This is a genomic window from Streptomyces sp. NPDC041968 (assembly GCF_055589025.1).
This window is the reverse complement of record NZ_JBVJCB010000002.1, coordinates 173,143-191,271: the sequence shown is the minus strand read 5'-3', so window position 1 is coordinate 191,271 and position 18,129 is coordinate 173,143. Positions and strand designations below refer to the sequence as shown.

Annotated in this window: 16 protein-coding genes; 10 read left to right on the top strand and 6 right to left on the bottom strand. The window is 71.8% G+C overall.

What is annotated here, in order from left to right:
- Positions 1 to 31: 31 nt before the first annotated feature.
- Entirely contained in the window at positions 32 to 565 is a 534-nt protein-coding gene (locus ACZ6EG_RS05915) for a GNAT family N-acetyltransferase (RefSeq protein ID WP_391968804.1), read from the top strand.
- Positions 566 to 610: 45 nt separating this feature from the next.
- Here the strand turns inward: ACZ6EG_RS05915 and ACZ6EG_RS05910 are convergent, their stop codons facing one another.
- Positions 611 to 1,186 carry a CGNR zinc finger domain-containing protein gene (locus ACZ6EG_RS05910; RefSeq protein WP_469601944.1) on the bottom strand — a complete coding sequence of 192 codons (576 nt, stop codon included), beginning with the start codon at positions 1,184 to 1,186 and terminating at the stop codon, positions 611 to 613.
- Positions 1,187 to 1,310: 124 nt separating this feature from the next.
- On the opposite strand from ACZ6EG_RS05910, the gene ACZ6EG_RS05905 reads away from it, so the two are divergent.
- Positions 1,311 to 2,474 carry an epoxide hydrolase family protein gene (locus ACZ6EG_RS05905; protein WP_469601941.1) on the top strand — a complete coding sequence of 388 codons (1,164 nt, stop codon included), beginning with the start codon at positions 1,311 to 1,313 and terminating at the stop codon, positions 2,472 to 2,474.
- Between the two features lie 76 nt (positions 2,475 to 2,550).
- Here the strand turns inward: ACZ6EG_RS05905 and ACZ6EG_RS05900 are convergent, their stop codons facing one another.
- A complete protein-coding gene (locus ACZ6EG_RS05900) occupies positions 2,551 to 4,863 on the bottom strand; it encodes an FdhF/YdeP family oxidoreductase (protein ID WP_469601938.1) in 2,313 nt (770 codons plus the stop codon).
- Positions 4,864 to 4,916: 53 nt separating this feature from the next.
- Positions 4,917 to 5,531, bottom strand: coding sequence for an SRPBCC family protein (locus tag ACZ6EG_RS05895; protein ID WP_469601935.1), 615 nt, complete (start codon positions 5,529 to 5,531; stop codon positions 4,917 to 4,919).
- A 276-nt stretch (positions 5,532 to 5,807) separates the two neighbouring features.
- On the opposite strand from ACZ6EG_RS05895, the gene ACZ6EG_RS05890 reads away from it, so the two are divergent.
- Positions 5,808 to 7,430 (top strand): multicopper oxidase family protein, encoded by a 1,623-nt coding sequence (locus tag ACZ6EG_RS05890; RefSeq protein ID WP_469601932.1) that lies wholly within the window; start codon positions 5,808 to 5,810, stop codon positions 7,428 to 7,430.
- A 330-nt stretch (positions 7,431 to 7,760) separates the two neighbouring features.
- Here ACZ6EG_RS05890 and ACZ6EG_RS05885 read toward each other — a convergent pair whose 3' ends face one another.
- A complete protein-coding gene (locus ACZ6EG_RS05885; protein ID WP_391968798.1) occupies positions 7,761 to 8,348 on the bottom strand; it encodes a TetR/AcrR family transcriptional regulator in 588 nt (195 codons plus the stop codon).
- A 120-nt stretch (positions 8,349 to 8,468) separates the two neighbouring features.
- Here ACZ6EG_RS05885 and ACZ6EG_RS05880 point away from each other — a divergent pair, with 120 nt between their 5' ends.
- Both ACZ6EG_RS05880 and ACZ6EG_RS05875 read left to right on the top strand, forming a co-directional pair.
- Positions 8,469 to 9,710, top strand: coding sequence for an MFS transporter (locus ACZ6EG_RS05880; RefSeq protein ID WP_469601927.1), 1,242 nt, complete (start codon positions 8,469 to 8,471; stop codon positions 9,708 to 9,710).
- Positions 9,711 to 9,917: 207 nt separating this feature from the next.
- Positions 9,918 to 10,121, top strand: coding sequence for a cold-shock protein (locus ACZ6EG_RS05875; RefSeq protein WP_356611630.1), 204 nt, complete (start codon positions 9,918 to 9,920; stop codon positions 10,119 to 10,121).
- Positions 10,122 to 10,270: 149 nt separating this feature from the next.
- On the opposite strand, the gene ACZ6EG_RS05870 is transcribed toward ACZ6EG_RS05875, so the two are convergent.
- Positions 10,271 to 10,804 carry an EF-hand domain-containing protein gene (locus tag ACZ6EG_RS05870; protein ID WP_391968796.1) on the bottom strand — a complete coding sequence of 178 codons (534 nt, stop codon included), beginning with the start codon at positions 10,802 to 10,804 and terminating at the stop codon, positions 10,271 to 10,273.
- Between the two features lie 442 nt (positions 10,805 to 11,246).
- On the opposite strand from ACZ6EG_RS05870, the gene ACZ6EG_RS05865 reads away from it, so the two are divergent.
- The 5 genes from ACZ6EG_RS05865 to ACZ6EG_RS05845 all read left to right on the top strand — a co-directional run bounded on the left by ACZ6EG_RS05865 (position 11,247) and on the right by ACZ6EG_RS05845 (position 17,159).
- Entirely contained in the window at positions 11,247 to 12,002 is a 756-nt protein-coding gene (locus tag ACZ6EG_RS05865; RefSeq protein ID WP_391969109.1) for a (5-formylfuran-3-yl)methyl phosphate synthase, read from the top strand.
- A gap of 7 nt (positions 12,003 to 12,009) precedes the next feature.
- Positions 12,010 to 13,419: an aldehyde dehydrogenase family protein gene (locus ACZ6EG_RS05860; protein WP_391968795.1), complete on the top strand. Its 1,410-nt coding sequence runs from the start codon at positions 12,010 to 12,012 to the stop codon at positions 13,417 to 13,419.
- Positions 13,416 to 14,522 (top strand): NAD(P)-dependent alcohol dehydrogenase, encoded by a 1,107-nt coding sequence (locus tag ACZ6EG_RS05855; protein ID WP_469601922.1) that lies wholly within the window; start codon positions 13,416 to 13,418, stop codon positions 14,520 to 14,522. Before ACZ6EG_RS05860 ends, ACZ6EG_RS05855 begins: the two co-directional genes overlap by 4 nt.
- Before the next feature lie 104 nt (positions 14,523 to 14,626).
- Positions 14,627 to 15,508, top strand: a complete 882-nt coding sequence (locus tag ACZ6EG_RS05850; protein ID WP_391969108.1) for a class I SAM-dependent methyltransferase — start codon at positions 14,627 to 14,629, stop codon at positions 15,506 to 15,508.
- Between the two features lie 133 nt (positions 15,509 to 15,641).
- Positions 15,642 to 17,159 (top strand): hypothetical protein, encoded by a 1,518-nt coding sequence (locus ACZ6EG_RS05845; RefSeq protein ID WP_469601919.1) that lies wholly within the window; start codon positions 15,642 to 15,644, stop codon positions 17,157 to 17,159.
- A 79-nt stretch (positions 17,160 to 17,238) separates the two neighbouring features.
- Here the strand turns inward: ACZ6EG_RS05845 and ACZ6EG_RS05840 are convergent, their stop codons facing one another.
- Complete coding sequence (locus tag ACZ6EG_RS05840; RefSeq protein ID WP_469601916.1) at positions 17,239 to 18,069, bottom strand: class I SAM-dependent methyltransferase; 831 nt, start codon at positions 18,067 to 18,069, stop codon at positions 17,239 to 17,241.
- Positions 18,070 to 18,129 lie beyond the last annotated feature (60 nt).

Genomic DNA, 18,129 nt, shown 5'->3' with positions numbered 1-18,129 from the left:
GCTCTGATCGTCGCGTCGGCAGGATAGGGGCATGACCGAGATCCGCACCCCTCGCCTCGTCCTCCGCCGCTGGCTGGACGACGACCTCGTCCCGTTGTCCGAGATCCACGCCGACCCGGTGGTGATGCGGCACCTCGGCGACGGCAGGCCGCGCTCGGTGGAGCAGACCGCCGAGGACATCGAGGGCTGGGAGGAGGAGTGGGACGAGGAGGGGTTCGGGGTCTTCGCGGTCGAACTCCTGGGCTCCGGTGAACTGGCGGGTGCCGTCGGCCTGTCCGTCGCCGACGCGCCCGCCGGGGCAGCCGGTCAGGTCGCGATCACCTGGCGGCTGGGGCGGGTCTTCTGGGGACAGGGCTACGCCTCCGAAGCGGCGCACGCCGCCCTGGAATTCGCCCTGCAGGACCGCGGACTCGACCGGGTGGTCGCCGTACTGAGGACGGAGGACAGCGCATCCACGGCCGTGGCCGACAAGCTCGGCATGCGGCCCGAGGGTTCCGCACCGCACCCGGTCCACGGCCACGAAGTGCGGATCTACGGTATCGACCTGACGCAGTACCAGGTGTAGCGGCGGGGCGCCGTGAGCCCCGGGCACGGCGCCCCCCCGGGACGGCTACGTCCCTGATCCGGCGCTCTGGTTCCTGTGGGCGTGGAAGCGTGCCTTTTTCTGACGGTTTCCGCACGTGTTCATGTCGCACCATTTACGGGTGCGGCTCTGGCTGGTGTCGAAGAACGCGGCTCTGCACGTCGGCGATGCACACAAGGCCAGCTTCCCGTCGCGTTCGCCGGCGATGATGCCGATCGCGTCGGCGGCGACGACGCTCAGGGCATCCTCCACGCTGGAAGCGGAACCGAGTCGCCACTGTCGTCTGTTCTCGGGCGTGAGGACGGCCGCGGCCCGGCCCTGAGTGCTGCGGTCGTTGATGACTTGGACGGCGGGCGCGGGGAGGGAGTCCCCGAGAGCGGCCGCCGTCAGGGCCGCGTGCATCGCCTCCCTCAGCTCACGGGCGAGTTCCCACTGGGCGGCGGTGCAGGACTGCACGGTGAGGCCGCTCACCGCCAGCCAGTCGACGAGTCGCTGCGGGGTGGGAATGCGCTCCACCGGATCCCCGCACCGCTCCGTCAGGGTCGCCGTGAAGCTGGTCGCCAGCACCTTGCCGAGGCGGAAGTCGGGAAACCGGGCTTGCATGGAACCACCTTAGCCGGTTGTGCCCGGCCGTCGAGGATGTTAGAACCGTCTTAGCCGGTTCAGGAACCACCTCAGCCGGTTCGCGAAAGGATCAAGTCCGGTTCCGCGACGACCTGGAGGCCCCGTGTCCCGCGACGTGCAAGCATGCGAGACCCACGCGACCGACGCCGAACTCGACGATCTGCGCACGCGACTGGCCGCGGCGCGGCTGCCGGAAGCGGAGACCGTACGTCGCTCCGAGCGCGGTCCTCGCCGGTGGGACCAGGGTGTTCCGCTCGCCGACCTCGCCGCTGTGGTGGACTACTGGCGCACCGGCTACGACTGGCGGTCGTTCGAGGGCCGCCTCCACCGGATCGGCCAGTTCCGGACGACCGTCGACGGTCTCGGCATCCACTTCCTGCACCGCCGGTCCGCACGCGCGGACGCCACTCCTCTGATCCTGACGCACGGCTGGCCGGGCAGCGTGGCCGAGTTCACCGAGGTGGTGGACGAGCTGGCCGATCCGGCGGACGCGGCCGCGCCGGCGTTCCACGTGGTGGTCCCGTCGTTGCCGGGCTTCGGCTACAGCGACAAGCCGGCCACCACCGGGTGGGGTATCGAGAAGATCGCGGCCGCCTGGGTGGAACTGATGGGAAGGCTCGGCTACCGCAGGTTCGCGGCCCACGGCGGTGACTGGGGAGGTGTGATCACCACGGTCCTCGGCGGCAGGTTCCCGGCACAGGTCCTCGGCATCCACACCACGCTCGCGCAGGCGCCGCCCGGGCTGACGACGGACGGGCTGACGGCGGCAGAACGGGCCTGGGCCGAGGACACCCGCGCCTTCTGGCTCCACCGGGCGGCGTACGCGAAACAGCAGGCCACCCGGCCGCAGACCATCGGCTACTCGCTCGTCGACTCACCGGTCGGACTCCTCGCCTGGATCCTCGACAAGTTCGCCGAGTGGACGGACACCGAGGACAGCCCGTTCGAGACGATCTCCAGGGACAGGATCCTCGACGACGTGACCCTGTACTGGCTGACGCGGACCGGAGCGTCGTCGGCCCGGATCTACTACGAGAGCCACCAGTCGCTCGACCCGGACCTCCGGGTCGACGTCCCCTCGGCGATCACGGTGTACCCCCGCGACATCGAGAAGTGCCCGCGGCCCTGGGCACGGGAGCGGTACCGGCGGATCGTCCGGTGGCGGTCGCCGGACGCCGGGGGACACTTCCCGTCGCTGGAGGTCCCCGGGTATTTCGTCAGGGACCTGCAGGAAGGCCTCGCGGCAGTGCTGGCCGCCGGTCGGTGAACGCGGCCGGTCCGGAGCCCGGAGCCACCGCAGGGGGCCCGTCCTCCTCGCGGGCCCGTCGGCACCGCCCTTTCGGTCACGCGGGGGCGGCCCCCGTCCGGTCGAGGACGGGTTCGAGGCGTACGACGATGCCCTTCGACGTGGGCTGGTTGCTGATGTCGGCGACGCTGTCCAGCGGCACCAGGACGTTCGTCTCGGGGTAGTAGGCGGCGGCCGATCCCTTGGCGGCCGGGTAGGGCACGACCTGGAAGTTCTCGGCCCGGCGCTCGCCGCCGTCCGTCCAGACACTCACGAGGTCCACGCGGTCGCCCTGGGAGAGGCCGAGTTCGGACAGGTCGGCCGGATGGACGAGCACGACGCGGCGACTGCCGTGAATGCCGCGGTAGCGGTCGTTGTCGGAGTACGGGACGGTGTTCCACTGGTCGTGCGAGCGCAGCGTCTGCAGCAGCAGGTGGCCCTCGGGTGCCCGGGGGACCACCCGCTCGTTGCACGTGAACAGGGCCTTGCCGACCTCGTTGTTGAAGACGCCCTCGTTGACCGGGTTGGGCAGTTGGAAGCCGCCCGGGCGGGTCACCCGCGCGTTGAAGTCGTGGAAGCCCGGCACCACGCGGGAGATGCGGTCGCGGATCGTGCCGTAGTCGCCCTCGAACTCGTCCCAGGGGAGGTCCGCCTTGCCGTCCAGGGTCCGCCGGGCGAGCCGGCACAGGATGGCGACCTCGCTGAGCAGCATCCGGGAGGCCGGTTCGAGGCGCCCCTGCGAGGTGTGCACCTCGCTCATCGAGTTCTCCACGGTGACGAACTGCTCGCCGTCGGCCTGCACGTCACGCTCGGTGCGCCCCAGGGTCGGCAGGATCAGCGCGGTGTCACCGCAGACGGTGTGCGAGCGGTTGAGCTTGGTGGAGATGTGGGCGGTCAGCCGGCACGAGCGCATCGCCTCCTCGGTGACCTCGCTGTCGGGAGCGGCGCGGACGAAGTTGCCCGCCAGGGCGAGGAAGACCTTGACGCGGCCCTCGCGCATCGCCTTGATCGAGTCCACCGAGTCCAGGCCGTGCGGGCGCGGCGGGTCGAAGCCGAACTCATCCCGCAGGGCGTCGAGGAAGGTGTCCGGCATCTGCTCCCAGATGCCCATGGTGCGGTCGCCCTGGACGTTGCTGTGGCCGCGCACCGGGCAGGCGCCGGTCCCGGCGCGCCCCAGGTTGCCGCGCAGCATCAGGAAGTTGACGATCTCCCGGATGGTGGGCACGCCGTGCTTGTGCTGGGTGATGCCCATCGCCCAGCAGACCACGACCCGTTCGCTCCGCAGGACCTCGTCGCGGACCTTCTCGATCTCCTCGCGGGTCAGCCCGGTCGCCGCGCGCACGTCGTCCCAGTCGACGGTGCGGGCGTGCCGGGCGAACTCCTCGAAGCCGGAGGTGTGGGCGTCGATGAAGTCGTGGTCCAGGACGGTGCCGGGCCGGGCGTCCTCGGCCTCCAGCAGCAGGCGGTTCAGGGCCTGGAAGAGGGCGAGGTCACCGCCGGGCTTGATGTGCAGGAAGCGGTCCGCGAGCTGGGTGCCGCGCCCGAGGACCCCGCTCGGCTTCTGCGGGTTCTTGAAGCGTCGCAGACCGGCTTCCGGCAACGGGTTGACCGCCACGATCCGGGCTCCGCCCCGCTTGGCCTCCTCCAGGGCGGTGAGCTGGCGCGGGTGGTTGCTCCCCGGGTTCTGCCCGACCAGGAAGATCAGGTCGGCGTGGTGGAGGTCGTCGAGGCTGACGGTCCCCTTGCCGGTGCCCAGGGTCTCGCTCAGGGCGAAGCCGCTGGACTCGTGGCACATGTTGCTGCAGTCGGGCAGGTTGTTGGTGCCGAAGGCGCGGGCGAACAGCTGCAGGACGAACGCGGCCTCGTTGCTGGCGCGGCCGGAGGTGTAGAAGACGGCCTCGTCGGGGGAGGACAGCGCCCGGAGTTCGCGGGCGAGGACGCCCAGGGCGTCGTCCCAGCCGATGGGCTCGTAGTGCTCGGAACCGGGCCGCTTGATCATCGGCTCGGTGAGCCGCCCCTGCCGGTTGAGCCACATGTCGGAGCGGGCGGCGAGGTCGGAGACGCTGTGCTCACGGAAGAAGTCGGCGGTGACCCGGTGCGTGGTGGCCTCGTCGTTGATGTGCTTGGCGCCGTTCTCGCAGTACTCGTTGCGATGGCGCCGCCCGGGGGCCGGGTCCGCCCAGGCGCAGCCGGGGCAGTCGACCCCGCCCACCTGGTTCATCGTCAGCAGGTCCACCCCCGCCTTGCGCGGGGAGGTCTGCTCCAGGGAGTACTCCAGCGCGTGCACGACCGCGGGGACTCCCGCTGCCCACTTCTTCGGCGGTGTCACGGAGAGGGTCTTCTCCGGCTCCTCGCCGGGCGGGTTCTGCATCGGTTCGCCTTTCTCTTGCCGTGTCCGCTCTCGTGCCGTGTCCGCCACGCCGGTCAGCCGACGGGCCACTGGGCCACGCGGCTCCTGGGCGGTTCCGGTCGATCGTGCTGTACGCGGCCGTTGCGGATGGTCCCGCGCCAGGCCCCTCCCGCCTGCCCCAGCCCCTCGATGAACTGCTTGAACTTCCCGAGTTCGCCGCGTACCAGCCGGGCGGTCAGGCTGGTGGCCGCGGAGGAACGGGTGAGGATCCTCGCGGCTCCCCGGGGCTCCAGCAGCAAGCGGACGGTGAGCGCGGTGCCGCCGGAACCCGTCGGCCTGAACTCGACCTCACCCTGGTGGGAGGGGTGCTGCTCCAGACCGCGCCAGGCCAGGTAGGCGTCGGGGTCCTGCTCCACGATCTCGATCGCGAAGCGGTGGCGCAGGGGTCCGTAGCCGAGGGTCCAGGCGGTCACGGTGGGCCTGATCTGCTCGACTCCCTGCACCACGTCGGAGAAGCGCGGGAAGGTCTTGAACTGCGTCCACTGGTCGTACGCCGTCCGCACCGGCACCGCGATCCGCACCGTCTCTTCGATGTGTCGCTCCCGCAGCGGACGGCGACGCGTGACACCGTCGGTGTGCGTCCCCGGTGTGTTCGGCACGACCTGCCGTGCGTCGTCGGCATGCGCCATCGTGATCCACCTTCCGGTGTCTGCGGAGCCGGACGACCGGGCTGCCGGCCTCCTCCGTGCGTCAGGGCTGCTACTACGGTTCCCCCATCGTGCCCTTCGAGTCACTTCGGTGCGCCAAGGCACCCACCCGGTCCCGGCCCCCTGGCCACCGCAGGGGCCCGCGACCCGCCCCGCCCCGGAGGGGGAGTCCGCCCACCCGGTGGAATCCGGCCCGGCGCCGCGGGCATTCGGCGGCACCGCCGGGCTGCACGATCATGTCGGCTGTCTCATGGAGGCATGCCCAATCCTTCCCGGCGGACCCTGCTCCGCGCCTCGCTCGCCGTGCCCGGCGCCGGTCTGCTGCCCGCCTGCACCGGCTCCGGTCCCGTACCGCGTCCCGATCTCCAGGGATACGGAAGCCCACGGACGTTCGTCCCGGACGGCCCACGGGGGTACGTCAACCCGTCCGACCCGGAGGTCCTCGCGGCCGAGCGCGCCCGCGGTCTCGGGCCGGTGCGCACGTACCGCGTCACCGCCGCCGAGGCGCCGCTGGACCTGGGCGGGCGTACCGTCCGGAGCTGGGCGTACGACGAGGCGCTGCCGGGGCCGCTGATGCGCGCGAGCGCCGGGGAGGTGCTCGACGTGACCCTCGCCAACCGGCTGCCCGCCGCCACGACGCTGCACTCCCACGGAATCCGGCTGCGCTGCGACATGGACGGTGTCCCCGGCCTCACCCAGCCGCCCGTCCGGCCCGGCACCGACTTCCGCTACCGCTTCGCCGTCGACCACCCGGGGACGTACCTGATGCACTCCCATGTCGGGATGCAGTCGGACCGGGCCCTGTACGCACCGCTGATCATCGACGACCCGCGGGAACCCCTCGCCTACGACGCGGAGTGGATCGTGGTGCTGGACGACTGGCTCGACGGCGTGGAGGGTTCGACCCCCGACGAGGTCCTGGGCCGGCTCAGACCCGCCGGCGCGGCGACCTCCGGCCATGCGGCCATGGGCCCGGACCGCCCGGGCTCCGGCGCACCGGCCTCGACGTCCCCGTCGCCCGCCCGCAGAGCCGCAGGCCCCTCCCGGGTGCTGCACGGGTCCCGCAGCCGGATGCTGCACGGGGTGGCCGGCCATGTCGACTACCCCCACTACCTGGCCAACGGACGCCTGCCCGACAGTCCGTCGGTGTTCCGCTGCCGCCCCGGCGACCGCGTCCGGCTGCGCATCATCAACGCGGGCGCCGAGACCGCCTTCCGCGTCGCGCTGGGCGACCACACCATGACGGTGACGCACACCGACGGCTATCCGGTGCGGCACAAGGAGACCGACGCCCTCCTCGTCGGCATGGCGGAGCGGTACGACGTCCTCGTCACCGCCCGGGACGGCGTGTTTCCCCTGGTCGCGCTGGCCGAGGGGAAGAAGGGGCAGGCCCTCGCCGTGCTGCGCACCGGCAAGGGGACCAGGAGCCTCCCGCCGGCCGACGCCCGCCCGGACCAACTCGGCGGACGGACCGTGCCCGCCCGCCGTCTGGTGCCGGACGACTCGGTGGCCCTGGAGGACCGTGAGCCCGACCGCGAACTGCGGATCCGCATCACCGGCGGCATGGCCGAGTACGACTGGGGTTTCGACCACCAGGCGTATGCGCCGCAGCGGCGCCACCCCGTGCGGGCCGGCGAACGGGTCCGCCTCACCCTGATCAACGCCACCGACATGTGGCATCCCATGCACCTGCACGGCCACACCTTCGCCCTCGCCGGTCTGGACGGCGCGGGCGCCCGCAAGGACACCGCGGTCGTGCTGCCGCACCGGAAGCTGGTGGTCGACCTGGACGCCGACAACCCCGGGCTGTGGATGCTGCACTGCCACAACCTCTACCACTCGGAGAGCGGCATGATGACGGTGCTCGGCTACCGCAAGTGACGGCTGCGCCGGCCGAGGCGACTCAGGGTGTGCCGACGATCAGAGCGTGGCGCCGTCGCGCACGGTCGGCCACCTCGCCCTCCACAGCGGACAGTTCGGCCAGGTGGTTCACCCCCTCCGCCACGTCACCCGGCCCCGAGAGCCTGGCGAGCAGCGCCTAGGTCGCTTCTGCCACGAGCCCCGGTTCCAGGTGCAGGGCCCACCCCCGCTGCTCGCCCACCGTGCCCCGACCCCGGAACCGGCCGGCTGCGCGTGGCGCACCGGCGCAGGCCATCGGTGTCCCACCCGAACCCGTCGTCCGTCAGCCGGCTGGAGGCCCCGGCAACCCCCTCAGTCGCTCGCGGCGCTCCCGCCGGCTCCGGTCGGGCGGCGGTCCGCGACGGCGTCGACGATGGCCGCCACCCCCGCGCGGTCGGTGGGCCGGGGGTCGACGGAGTTGTGGATCGAGAAGCCTTCGACCAGCGCGTCCAGGGCACGCGCCGTCAGGGGGTCGAAGTGTCGGGCCAGGGACTCCCTGCTGGCCCGCATCCAGGACCGCATGACCTCACGCACCTCGGGATGGCGCGAGGCGAAGGCGTAGAGCTCGTAGCTCAGCAGCAGGTTGCGGTCGGTTCCCCAGACCTTGCCGCTGATGATCTCCACCACGGCCTCCCGGGCCTCCTCGGGTGTCCGGGCCGCGTCCAGCAGAGCCCCGTAACGCGAGGACACGGACTCCGCGAGACGGGTGAAAGCCGAGGTGAGCAGGGACTGCATGTCGTCGAAGTAGTAGGTGAGCGAGCCCAGCGGCACTCCCGCCGTCTCGGCGATCCTGCGATAGGTCACCTTGATGGCGCCGTGCTCGGCGATGACGTCGAGCGCGGCGTCCAGGATCCGCTCGCGCCGCCGGGGGTCGTTGGGTCCGCGGGTGTTGCCTGCCATGCCCCTGGCCCGCCCTTCTCTTCCGTCTTCCACCGGCACCATCGTAGTGTGTACGTTTGTACATACCTGGCCGAGGCCCGTGCCCGCGCTTCCTCCTCCATGACCCAGCGGAGCCTTCTCTTGACAGAACGCACTGTGGACCGGCGCCGTACGGCCCTGTTCCTGTTCTTCTTCCTGCCCGGCATCGCGATGTCGTCCTGGATCACGCGTACTCCGGACATCCGCGACCAGTTGGAGGTGTCCACCGCGCAGATGGGGCTGGTCCTCTTCGGTCTCTCCGTCGGCTCCATGAGCGGGCTGCTCTGCTCCGGCCGCCTCGTGTCGAGGTTCGGCACCAGACCGGTCATCGGGTTCGGTGCCCTCCTGATACCCGTGAGCATGCTGGTCATCGGCGCCGGTGCCACCGTGCCGTCCCCACCCCTGGTCGCCGTGGGACTGTGCGTCTTCGGCATCGGCATGGGCGCGGGGGAGGTGGCGCTGAACGTGGACGGTGCCGACGTGGAGCGCACGGCCGACAAGGCGGTCCTGCCCCTGCTGCACGGAGGTTTCAGCCTCGGCACGGTCGTCGGAGGCCTGCTGGGCATGGCCGCCACCGCCGTGGCGTTCCCCGTCCACTGGCACCTGGTCGCCGCCGCACTGGTCGCGACCGCCGTCCTCCCCTACGCGTTGGCCGGTGTCCCCTCCGGGGTCGGCCGGCGCGGTGCGCGGCAGACCCCCGACGCGGAGCGCGGCTCGGCGCCGCTGTGGCGGGACCGCAGACTCCTGCTGATCGGGGCCATCATCCTGGCCATGGCTCTCGCCGAGGGCGCCGCCAACGACTGGCTGCCGCTGCTCATGGTCGACGGCCACGGACTGGACGCCACGGTCGGCTCGCTCGTCTACGTGGGCTTCGCCGCGGCGATGACCGTGGGACGCTTCAGCGGAGAGTTCTTCCTGGAACGGTTCGGCCGCGGCACCGTGATGCGCGCCAGTGCCGTCTCGGGCGCCCTGGGCCTGGTCCTGGTCATCTTCTCCGACAACGTCGTCGTGGCGTCGGCCGCGGTCCTGTTCTGGGGGCTGGGCGCGTCCCTGGGCTTCCCCGTGGCGATGTCGGCGGCGGGTGACTCGGGCCCCGACCCGACCGCCCGGGTCAGCCTGGTGGCCACCATCGGGTACACGGCCTTCCTCGTGGGGCCGCCCGGCCTCGGGTTCCTCGGGGACCACTACGGGCTGCGCCCGGCGATGACGCTGGTGCTGGCCTTCGTCGTCGTGGCCGCCTTCCTGGCGCCCGCCGCCGACGCGCGCGGTCGCGGTTCCACGGCCGTCCACAAGGAGGCGCCCCGGTCCGAGGACTCGGACGCGTTCCCGGCCCAGCTGCCCTGAGCCCTGCGGCCACGGCGGGCGCGCGGCGGCCCGGCCGGCCCCTCACTCGGGCTCGCCGCCCAGAGCCAGACGTGCGGCACCTCGCGCTCGGGGTGTCGTCGGCCGGGTATGCGGGGCGATGCGGGGTACAACAGTTGCTGGCTCCTGCTGCCAGGAGCTGGAACACGCACACAGGGCTGTTCCCGGGTAGAACGAAGGATCGACAGCATGGCCAGCGGCACCGTCAAGTGGTTCAACTCCGAGAAGGGCTTCGGCTTCATCGAGCAGGATGGTGGAGGCCCGGACGTCTTCGCCCACTACTCCGAGATCGCGGGCAACGGCTACCGCGAGCTGACCGAAGGCGAGCACGTCACCTTCGAGATCGGACAGGGCCAGAAGGGCCCGCAGGCGCAGAACATCGTACGGGGCTGACCGTACGGCGGTGGCCCCGGCTTCGGCCCCGGGGCCACCGCCCGCTTCACGGGCCGTGCGGTTCCGGAGGCGCCCGTGACCGGAGCGCCCCACCCACACTCGCCGCGCCGCTGCCGGACCTGGACGTGCGGCCGGTGCGGGTGCCCGGATCAGGCCGCAGCAGCAGGCGCCAGCAGGTCGGCGGGGATACCGCCCATGTCAGGGGCGTAGAAGTTCCTGATCTCGGTCTCCCAGAGGTCCACCCGGACCCGGTCCTCCGCGTCGGGCTCGAAGGCTTCGAAGAGCGCATGGATGTTCGGCAGATCGAAGCCGACCCCCCTCAGCATCCCGGTGAACACCGGTCGGCTGACCATCCCGCTCCCGTCCACGTCGCCGAAGTGCGCGAAGCCGGACGCGAACGCGTCGATCGCTCCGCTGAAGCGCTCCGGCGACAGGACACACGCCTGGTACTCGTCGTAGGTGATCCGGCCGTCGCGATTCGCGTCGAGTTCGCTGACCAGCGTGTTCCAGTAGCGCGTGAACCCGGCGCGCATGGCCTGCTTCCGGGACTCGTCGGCATCGGGGACGGCTGCCGCGACCCGGCTGCTCATCAGCTCGAAATCGTCGGATTCCAGGACACCGTTCCCGTCGGCGTCGAACAGGGTGAACACGAGCTTGACCCGGTTGATCGCTTCCTCGCGCATGGGTTCTTGTCCTTTCGTCGGACCCGGGGTGGGACGGCCGTGCAGGACAGCCGCTCCGCATCTGTGCGCGACGGCCCGGCGGTGCGCCTGCGGTGGATGAGGCGGGCACGCGTGCCGGGGCGGCAGCCGTGCCCGCCCGACCCGTCGTACCGCCGTCGCGCTGTCACTATGCGGGCTGCGGATTCAGGGGCTTCGGGAAAGGCGTTCTCTTCAGCAGAACGAATGAACATGGCTCCCTTGCGGCATGAAACGCGCGCTCGGGCGAGAACCGATGCGGACCGGCGCGCACGGCGCACTGGACAGGCCGGCCGTGCCCCGTTCCCTTTCCGCACGCTCTACCAGCGGTCAAGGGCGGCGGAAATGATGAGCACACCGCACATGAACCAGGTGATCCGCACCCCTGTGCCTCGGCCAGGCGGACGTGCGGTGGAAGGAGCTCATGGTGTTGCTTCTCATCTCCCCGGACGGTGTCGAGGAGGCCCTCGACTGTGCGAAGGCGGCGGAACACCTCGACATCGTCGATGTCAAGAAGCCCGACGAAGGCTCGCTCGGCGCCAACTTCCCCTGGGTCATCCGGGAGATCCGCGACGCGGTCCCGGCCGACAAGCCCGTGTCCGCCACGGTGGGAGACGTCCCGTACAAGCCGGGCACGGTGGCTCAGGCGGCGCTCGGCGCGGTCGTCTCCGGCGCCACGTACATCAAGGTCGGCCTCTTCGGGTGCACGACGCCCGAGCAGGGCATCGAGGTCATGCGTGCGGTCGTCCGTGCGGTGAAGGACCACCGCCCCGAAGCGCTCGTCGTCGCCTCCGGCTACGCCGACGCCCACCGCATCGGCTGCGTCAACCCACTGGCCCTGCCCGACATCGCCGCCCGTTCCGGTGCCGACGCGGCCATGCTGGACACCGCCGTCAAGGACGGGACACGCCTGTTCGACCATGTTCCTCCGGACGTCTGTGCCGAGTTCGTCCGGCTGTCCCACGCATCCGGTCTGCTCGCCGCCCTCGCGGGCAGTGTCGGGCGGAGAGACCTGGGTCCGCTGACACGCATCGGTACGGACATCGTGGGCGTGCGCGGGGCGGTCTGCGAGGGCGGGGACCGCAACGCCGGAAGGATCCAGCCGCATCTGGTGGCCGCCTTCCGGGCGGAGATGGACCAGCAGTCCCGGAAGCACGCTGCCGGCGTTCCCGCCGCGGACTGACCACCGCATGCCGACCACTGTCACAGACCGATCTTCCGAAGGCCCGACAGCGCGGCTCGCCGTCGTCGACCCGGCCACGGGGGAGACCTTCGACGAGGTCCCCGACCAGCGGCCGGACGAGTTGGACGCGGTGATCGACCGGGCACACCGGGCCTGGCAAGGCTGGCGCGCCGATCCCGCCGCCCGCACCGCCGCGTTGCACAGGGCCGCCGACGCCGTGGAGACGGCCGGCGACGAACTGGCCCGGTTGCTCACTCGCGAGCAGGGCAAACCCCTGACCGAGTCCCACGCGGAGATCGCCCGCACGGCCGCCCGCCTGCGCTACTTCGCGGACCTGGCTCCCAGGACGCGGCGCATCACCGACGGACGACCCGTGCACAGTGAGATCCGCTGGCGCTCGCTCGGACCCGTCGCAGCGATCGTGCCGTGGAACTTCCCCGTCCAGCTCGCGGCGGCGAAGTTCGCGCCCGCGCTCGCTGCGGGCAACACCATGGTCCTCAAGCCCTCCCCGTTCACCCCGGTGGCCACCCGGCTGCTCGGCTCCGTCCTCGCCGCCGTCCTGCCCGAGGACGTCCTGACCGTCGTCACTGGCCGCGAACCCCTCGGCGCCCGCCTCGCCTCACACCCGCGCATCCGGCACGTCACCTTCACCGGTTCGGTGCCCACCGGACGTGCCGTCGCCCGGGCGGCGGCGGCCTCGCTCGCCCGGGTCACCCTGGAACTGGGCGGCAACGACGCCGCTGTGCTGTTGGACGACGTCGAGGTGGACCGGATCGCGGACCGGCTGTTCTGGGCCGCGTTCCGCAACTGCGGGCAGGTCTGCATGGCCGTCAAACGCGTCTACGCCCCGGCCCGGCTGCACGCCGAGCTCGTCGAGGCCCTCGCCCATCGCGCGAAGACGGTCACCGTCGGGGCCGGCCTCGACCCGGCGACCCGGCTGGGCCCGGTCAACAACGCCCCTCAGCTGGCCAGGGTCGAACGGGTCACGGAGCAGGCACTGGCGGCCGGTGCCCGGGCGGCGGCCGGCGGTCACCGCCTGGACGGCCCGGGCTACTTCTTCGCTCCCACGATCCTCACCGACGTACCAACCGGAAGCCCGGTGGTGACCGAGGAGCAATTCGGACCGGTTCTGCCGGTGCTGCCGTACCGGAGCCTCGACGAAGCCGTCGACGCCGCCAACGGCACCGGATACGGACTCGGCGGATCGGTCTGGGGCACCGACCTGGACCGGGCCGAGGCGGTGGCCGACCGACTCGAATGCGGCACGGCCTGGGTCAACCACCACGCCGAACTGTCCCTCGCCCAGCCCTTCGCGGGCACCCAGCACAGCGGTGTGGGCGTAGCGGGCGGTCCGTGGGGGCTGTACGGCAACCTCCGGCCGTTCGTCGTCCACCGCCCGCGGGAGGAACAGGGATGAGGTTCCAGGCGGCCGTACTGCGCTCGTACGAGGCCCCTTTCACCGTCGAGGAGATGGTCCTGCGCACGGAACCAGCCGTCGGCGAGGTGCTGGTCGAGATCGCCGGCTGCGGAATGTGCCGGACCGACCTCGCGGTCCGGCGGTCTGCCGGCCGCAGCCCGCTGCCGGCGGTGCTCGGCCATGAGGGCTCCGGGGTGGTGGTGCGCACGGGCGGCGGTCCCGACGCCGCGATCGGCGTCGGCGACCACGTCGTGCTGAGCTTCGACTCTTGCGGCAACTGCCGCAACTGCCGCAGTGCGGCTCCCGCCTACTGCGACTCCTTCGCCTCCCTCAACCTCTTCGGCGGGCGCAGCGAGGACCCGCCGCGCCTCACCGACGCGGCCGGAGTGGCCATGGCCCCCCGCTGGTTCGGCCAGTCCTCGTTCGCCGCCTACGCGCTGGTCCCGGCCCGCAACGCCGTCCGCGTCGACCCCGCACTGCCCCTCGAACTGCTCGGCCCGCTCGGCTGCGGTTTCCTCACGGGCGCCGGAGCCGTCCTCAACAGCTTCGGCGCCGGCCCCGGCGACACCCTCGCGGTCTTCGGTGCGGGAGCAGTGGGCCTGGCCGCGGTGATGGCGGCCACCGCCGCCGGCACGCTGACCGTCGCCGTCGACAGGCACCCCGAACGGCTGGCCCTGGCCGAACGGTTCGGCGCGATCCCGCTGCCTGCCGCGACGACCGGACTGCCCGACCGGATCCGGCGGTTGACCGACGGCGGAGCGCAGTACGCGCTGGACACCACGGCCTCGCCCCCGCTCGTCAACGAGGCGCTGCGCGCTCTTCGCCCCACGGGCATTCTCGGCCTGGTGGCACGGCTCCACACCACCCTGCCGCTCGCCCGGGGAACACTGGACCGAGGCCGCGGCATCCGCCACATCTGCGAAGGCGACTCCGTGCCCGGCGTACTGATACCCCGGCTGGCCGGACTGTGGCAGGCCGGTCTCTTCCCCTTCGACCAACTGATCCGCACCTACCCGCTGGCCGACATCAACGAGGCCGAAAGCGACTGCGAAGCGGGCCGCGTGGTGAAACCCGTCCTGCTCCCGGAGGAAGGAAGCCGATGACAGAGACACGCGGCACCGCGGACTCACCGCGTCGGACAGGCGGGCACCGCACGGTCCCCGCTCCGGCCGACGGAGGAGGCAGCGCCGGCACGGCGCCGCGGCACATGGACGGGGAAGGCGTGGACGGGGGAGTGGGACTGACCGCCCTCCTGGTCGCCGCGGCCCGGACGATCGAGACCCATCGCCACGACAGCCTGGCGCAGGACGTCTACGCGGAGCACTTCACACGCGCCGCCCCGGTGTGCGCGGACTGGCCGGTGCGCCTGGACGGGGTCCCGGACGGAGACGCCGATCCGCTGTGGGGACGGTTCGCCCGCTACTTCGGTCTGCGGACCAGGGTCCTCGACGACTTCCTCCTCCGGTCGGTCCGCAGCGAGGCCCGGCAGGTCGTCCTGCTGGGCGCGGGGCTGGACACCCGCGCCTTCCGGCTGGAGTGGCCGCCCGGCTGCGTGCTCTTCGAGATCGACAGAGCGGGCGTGCTGGCGTTCAAGCACCGGGTACTCACCGACCTGTCGGCCGTCCCGAAGGTACGGCGCCTCGCCGTACCGGTCGACCTGCGCGCCGACTGGGTCACCGCGCTGACCACCGCGGGGTTCGACCCGTCGGCGCCGAGCGTCTGGCTGGCCGAGGGGCTGCTCTTCTACCTGCCGAGCCGCGCCGAGACGTATCTCATCGACACGGTGGACCGGCTGACCACCGCTGGCAGCGCCCTGGCCTTCGAGGCCAAGCTGGAGAAGGACCTGCTGGCCTACCGCGACAGCGCGATCTACACGGCGACGCGGGAGCGGATCGGCATCGACCTGCTCCACCTCTTCGACAAGGGGCCGCGCCCCGACTCCGCGGGCGACCTGAGGGCCAAGGGGTGGTCCACCTCGGTACACACCCCCTTCGACTTCACCCACCGGCACGGCCGCGGCCCCCTCCCCGAGCCGAACGACGCGCTGGAGGGGAACCGGTGGGTGTTCGCGCACAAGCCCCTGGCCTGACACCCCCACGCACGGTGGCCTGCGCGAGCACGGCGGACGCGAGCTGACAGCGGACGGTGAGGAGGCGGCAACGGCATGGTGGTCCATCGAAAAACCGGGCGGCACCGGGCCCTGCTTGCGGCAGGATGCTGTCGTGCATCACGTGCTGTGCGGTCTGGCCGCCAACAAGAGTCTGCCGTCCGAGCTGGTCGACCGGCTGATCGCGGTCGCGGACGCCGACATCGCCGTGGACCTGGCACAGCGGGCGGACCTCAGCCGCGCGCAGGCGGTGGCCCTCGCCTCACGCGTCGAGGACAGCGCAGTGCCGCTCGCGTACGCAGGCCTGCTGACCGCCGACGACGTCGATCCCGCGACGCGACCGGACGTCGCGCTCGCCCTGCTGGCCGAACGCGCCGGACGGGTGGAGTGGACGCGCGCCTTCGCGGAGGACCCGGTCGTCGAGCGCCGGGAGAAGCTCGCCGCCTGTCCCGGCCTGCCGCCCGACGTGGTGGAGATCCTGGCCACCGACCCGGACGTCAGGGTCGTCGCGGAATTGGCGTTGTGGACATCGCCGGAGACGGCCACCGGACTCGCCAGGCACCCACACGCCGAGGTCCGCCGGGCCGTGGCGGCCAACGAAGCGACGCCACCGGCCGTACTGGCGGCTCTGCTCAGCGGCGAGGGGCTGCCTCCCGCGCAGCGGTGTTCGGTCTGCGAACGTGAGCAGATCCCGTTCACTCACGATCCGCGATGCTCGCGCCCTGACTGCGACCTGCCGTCCGGAGCCTCCTGTGAGGGCTTCCACGAGTCCAGCACGCACGAGACGCAGCGGATGGCCCTTCACCATCCGGCCACACCCACCGAGGCCGTCCTGAGCTTCGCCGGCCATCCCTCGCTGCTGCTGCGCTGGGCGCTCGCCGCGCGCCCCGATCTGCCGCCGGAGGTGTGCGCTCGGCTCGCCGCGGACCCGAATTCCGGTGTTCGAGCCGACCTCGCCGAGAATCCCTCGATCGACGATGCCCTGGTCCGCATACTGGCCACCGACCGTGACCACGAGGTGCGGCGCAGGCTCGCCCACAACCCACTCGTCCCGCTCGACGCTCTGACCGACCTGGCCCGCGCCACCAAGATCGGTGCCACTCTGCTGCCGCGGATCGCCTCCGCGTCCCCCGACGAGGTCGAGAAGCTGGCCGCGTCACCGAACCCGGCCGCTCGGATGCTCGTGGCCCAGCGACGTGATCTGTCACCCGTCGTACGGGACGCGCTGGCAACCGACTCCGACGCGAAGGTGGTCAAGTCCATCGCCCCGCACCCGGGTCTCTCGGAGGGCCGGCTGCGCGCCATGCTCGAACGGCACGGAGTCCGGGTCGCCGCTCAGGTGGCCGCCAATCCGGATGCGCCCCCGGCGCTTCTGGAGACCCTGGCCCGGCAGGTACCCCCGGTGCCGAAGGTGTTCCGTGTGATCGCCGGCCATCGCAACGCGTCGGCACCGGCTTTGCTCGCCTGTCTGGCCGACGCCCGGGCGAGGCCGGTGGCGGCAGGCCATCCGGCCCTTCCACCGTCGGTCACCGAAGGGCTGCTCACCGACGCCGACTGGCGGGTGGTGGAGGCGGCAGCGGCCAACCCCTCACTGCCCCTCGACGTGATGTCGGATCTGATACCACGGCCGTGAAGGTCTCAGGCGGTGCCCAGGCGGAACGACGACTTCGGCCGGCCCCTGAGCCTGACCGAATGCGCTCGAACGAAACCGCCTAGCCGCTCCGGCGGGCGGTGAGCAGCAGATACTCCGCTTCGATGGCTCCGTCCCGCAGCACGCCGCCCGCCAGGTCGGCGAGGGCCGCGTCCAGGGCGGCGGTCCGCTGGGGGTCGTCGGCGATGTTCCGGTAGACGGTGATCGTCGGTCCGTAAGCGGTCTTGAAGAACTCTCGGAATTCCTCCGGCTCGCTGAACGTGTCCACGCGGAGCTTCCGCCGATGTGCCCCGACGTCGGTGACACGGTCGCCGAGCAGGGCTCGTACGTGCTTCTCCTGCCCCCACAGCGGCGGCGGCTGGGCCCCCGGGGGAGGGGGCGGTGCGTACGGCTTCATCACGGCGAACATCTGCCCGATAAATCCTTCGGGGGTCCAGCTCAGCAGCCCGATCGTGCCGCCGGGCCGGCAGACCCGAACCAGTTCGTCGGCGGCGGCCTGGTGGTGCGGGGCGAACATGACCCCCACGCAGGACATCACGGTGTCGAAGGCACCGTCCTCGAACGGCAGTGCCTCGGCGTCCGCCTCCTGCCAGCGCAGTACCGCGCCGCGCGCCTCCGCCTCCCTGCGGCCCACGGCCAGCAGCTCGGGAGTGAGGTCGGAGGCCACCACGTCGCCGCCGGCCAGGGCGGCGGGGATCGAGGCGTTCCCCGATCCGGCGGCGATGTCCAGCACCCGGTCCCCGTCCTTGATCGCGCAGGCCTCCACCAGTGCGGGGCCGAGAGCCGACACGACACGCGTGGCGACGGCAGGATAGTCGCCGAGCGCCCACATCGTCCGGTGCTTCGCCTTGAGCGCGCGGTCGGCCTCACGCGCGTCCGCCGTTCCGGTCATGGAATCCGCCTCCCTCGTCGGTACGGTGCCGATGACCGTTCTTCTTCGAGCATAGGAACC

Bases quoted from the DNA above. Each gene is read 5' to 3' on its own strand.
- ACZ6EG_RS05890 (WP_469601932.1), top strand. From the start codon at position 5,808: ATGCCCAATCCTTCCCGGCGGACCCTGCTCCGCGCCTCGCTCGCCGTG.
- ACZ6EG_RS05910 (WP_469601944.1), bottom strand. From the start codon at position 1,186: ATGCAAGCCCGGTTTCCCGACTTCCGCCTCGGCAAGGTGCTGGCGACC.
- ACZ6EG_RS05870 (WP_391968796.1), bottom strand. From the start codon at position 10,804: ATGCGCGAGGAAGCGATCAACCGGGTCAAGCTCGTGTTCACCCTGTTC.
- ACZ6EG_RS05895 (WP_469601935.1), bottom strand. From the start codon at position 5,531: ATGGCGCATGCCGACGACGCACGGCAGGTCGTGCCGAACACACCGGGG.
- ACZ6EG_RS05915 (WP_391968804.1), top strand. From the start codon at position 32: ATGACCGAGATCCGCACCCCTCGCCTCGTCCTCCGCCGCTGGCTGGAC.
- ACZ6EG_RS05875 (WP_356611630.1), top strand. From the start codon at position 9,918: ATGGCCAGCGGCACCGTCAAGTGGTTCAACTCCGAGAAGGGCTTCGGC.
- ACZ6EG_RS05860 (WP_391968795.1), top strand. From the start codon at position 12,010: ATGCCGACCACTGTCACAGACCGATCTTCCGAAGGCCCGACAGCGCGG.
- ACZ6EG_RS05840 (WP_469601916.1), bottom strand. From the start codon at position 18,069: ATGACCGGAACGGCGGACGCGCGTGAGGCCGACCGCGCGCTCAAGGCG.
- ACZ6EG_RS05885 (WP_391968798.1), bottom strand. From the start codon at position 8,348: ATGGCAGGCAACACCCGCGGACCCAACGACCCCCGGCGGCGCGAGCGG.
- ACZ6EG_RS05900 (WP_469601938.1), bottom strand. From the start codon at position 4,863: ATGCAGAACCCGCCCGGCGAGGAGCCGGAGAAGACCCTCTCCGTGACA.
- ACZ6EG_RS05855 (WP_469601922.1), top strand. From the start codon at position 13,416: ATGAGGTTCCAGGCGGCCGTACTGCGCTCGTACGAGGCCCCTTTCACC.
- ACZ6EG_RS05850 (WP_391969108.1), top strand. From the start codon at position 14,627: ATGGACGGGGAAGGCGTGGACGGGGGAGTGGGACTGACCGCCCTCCTG.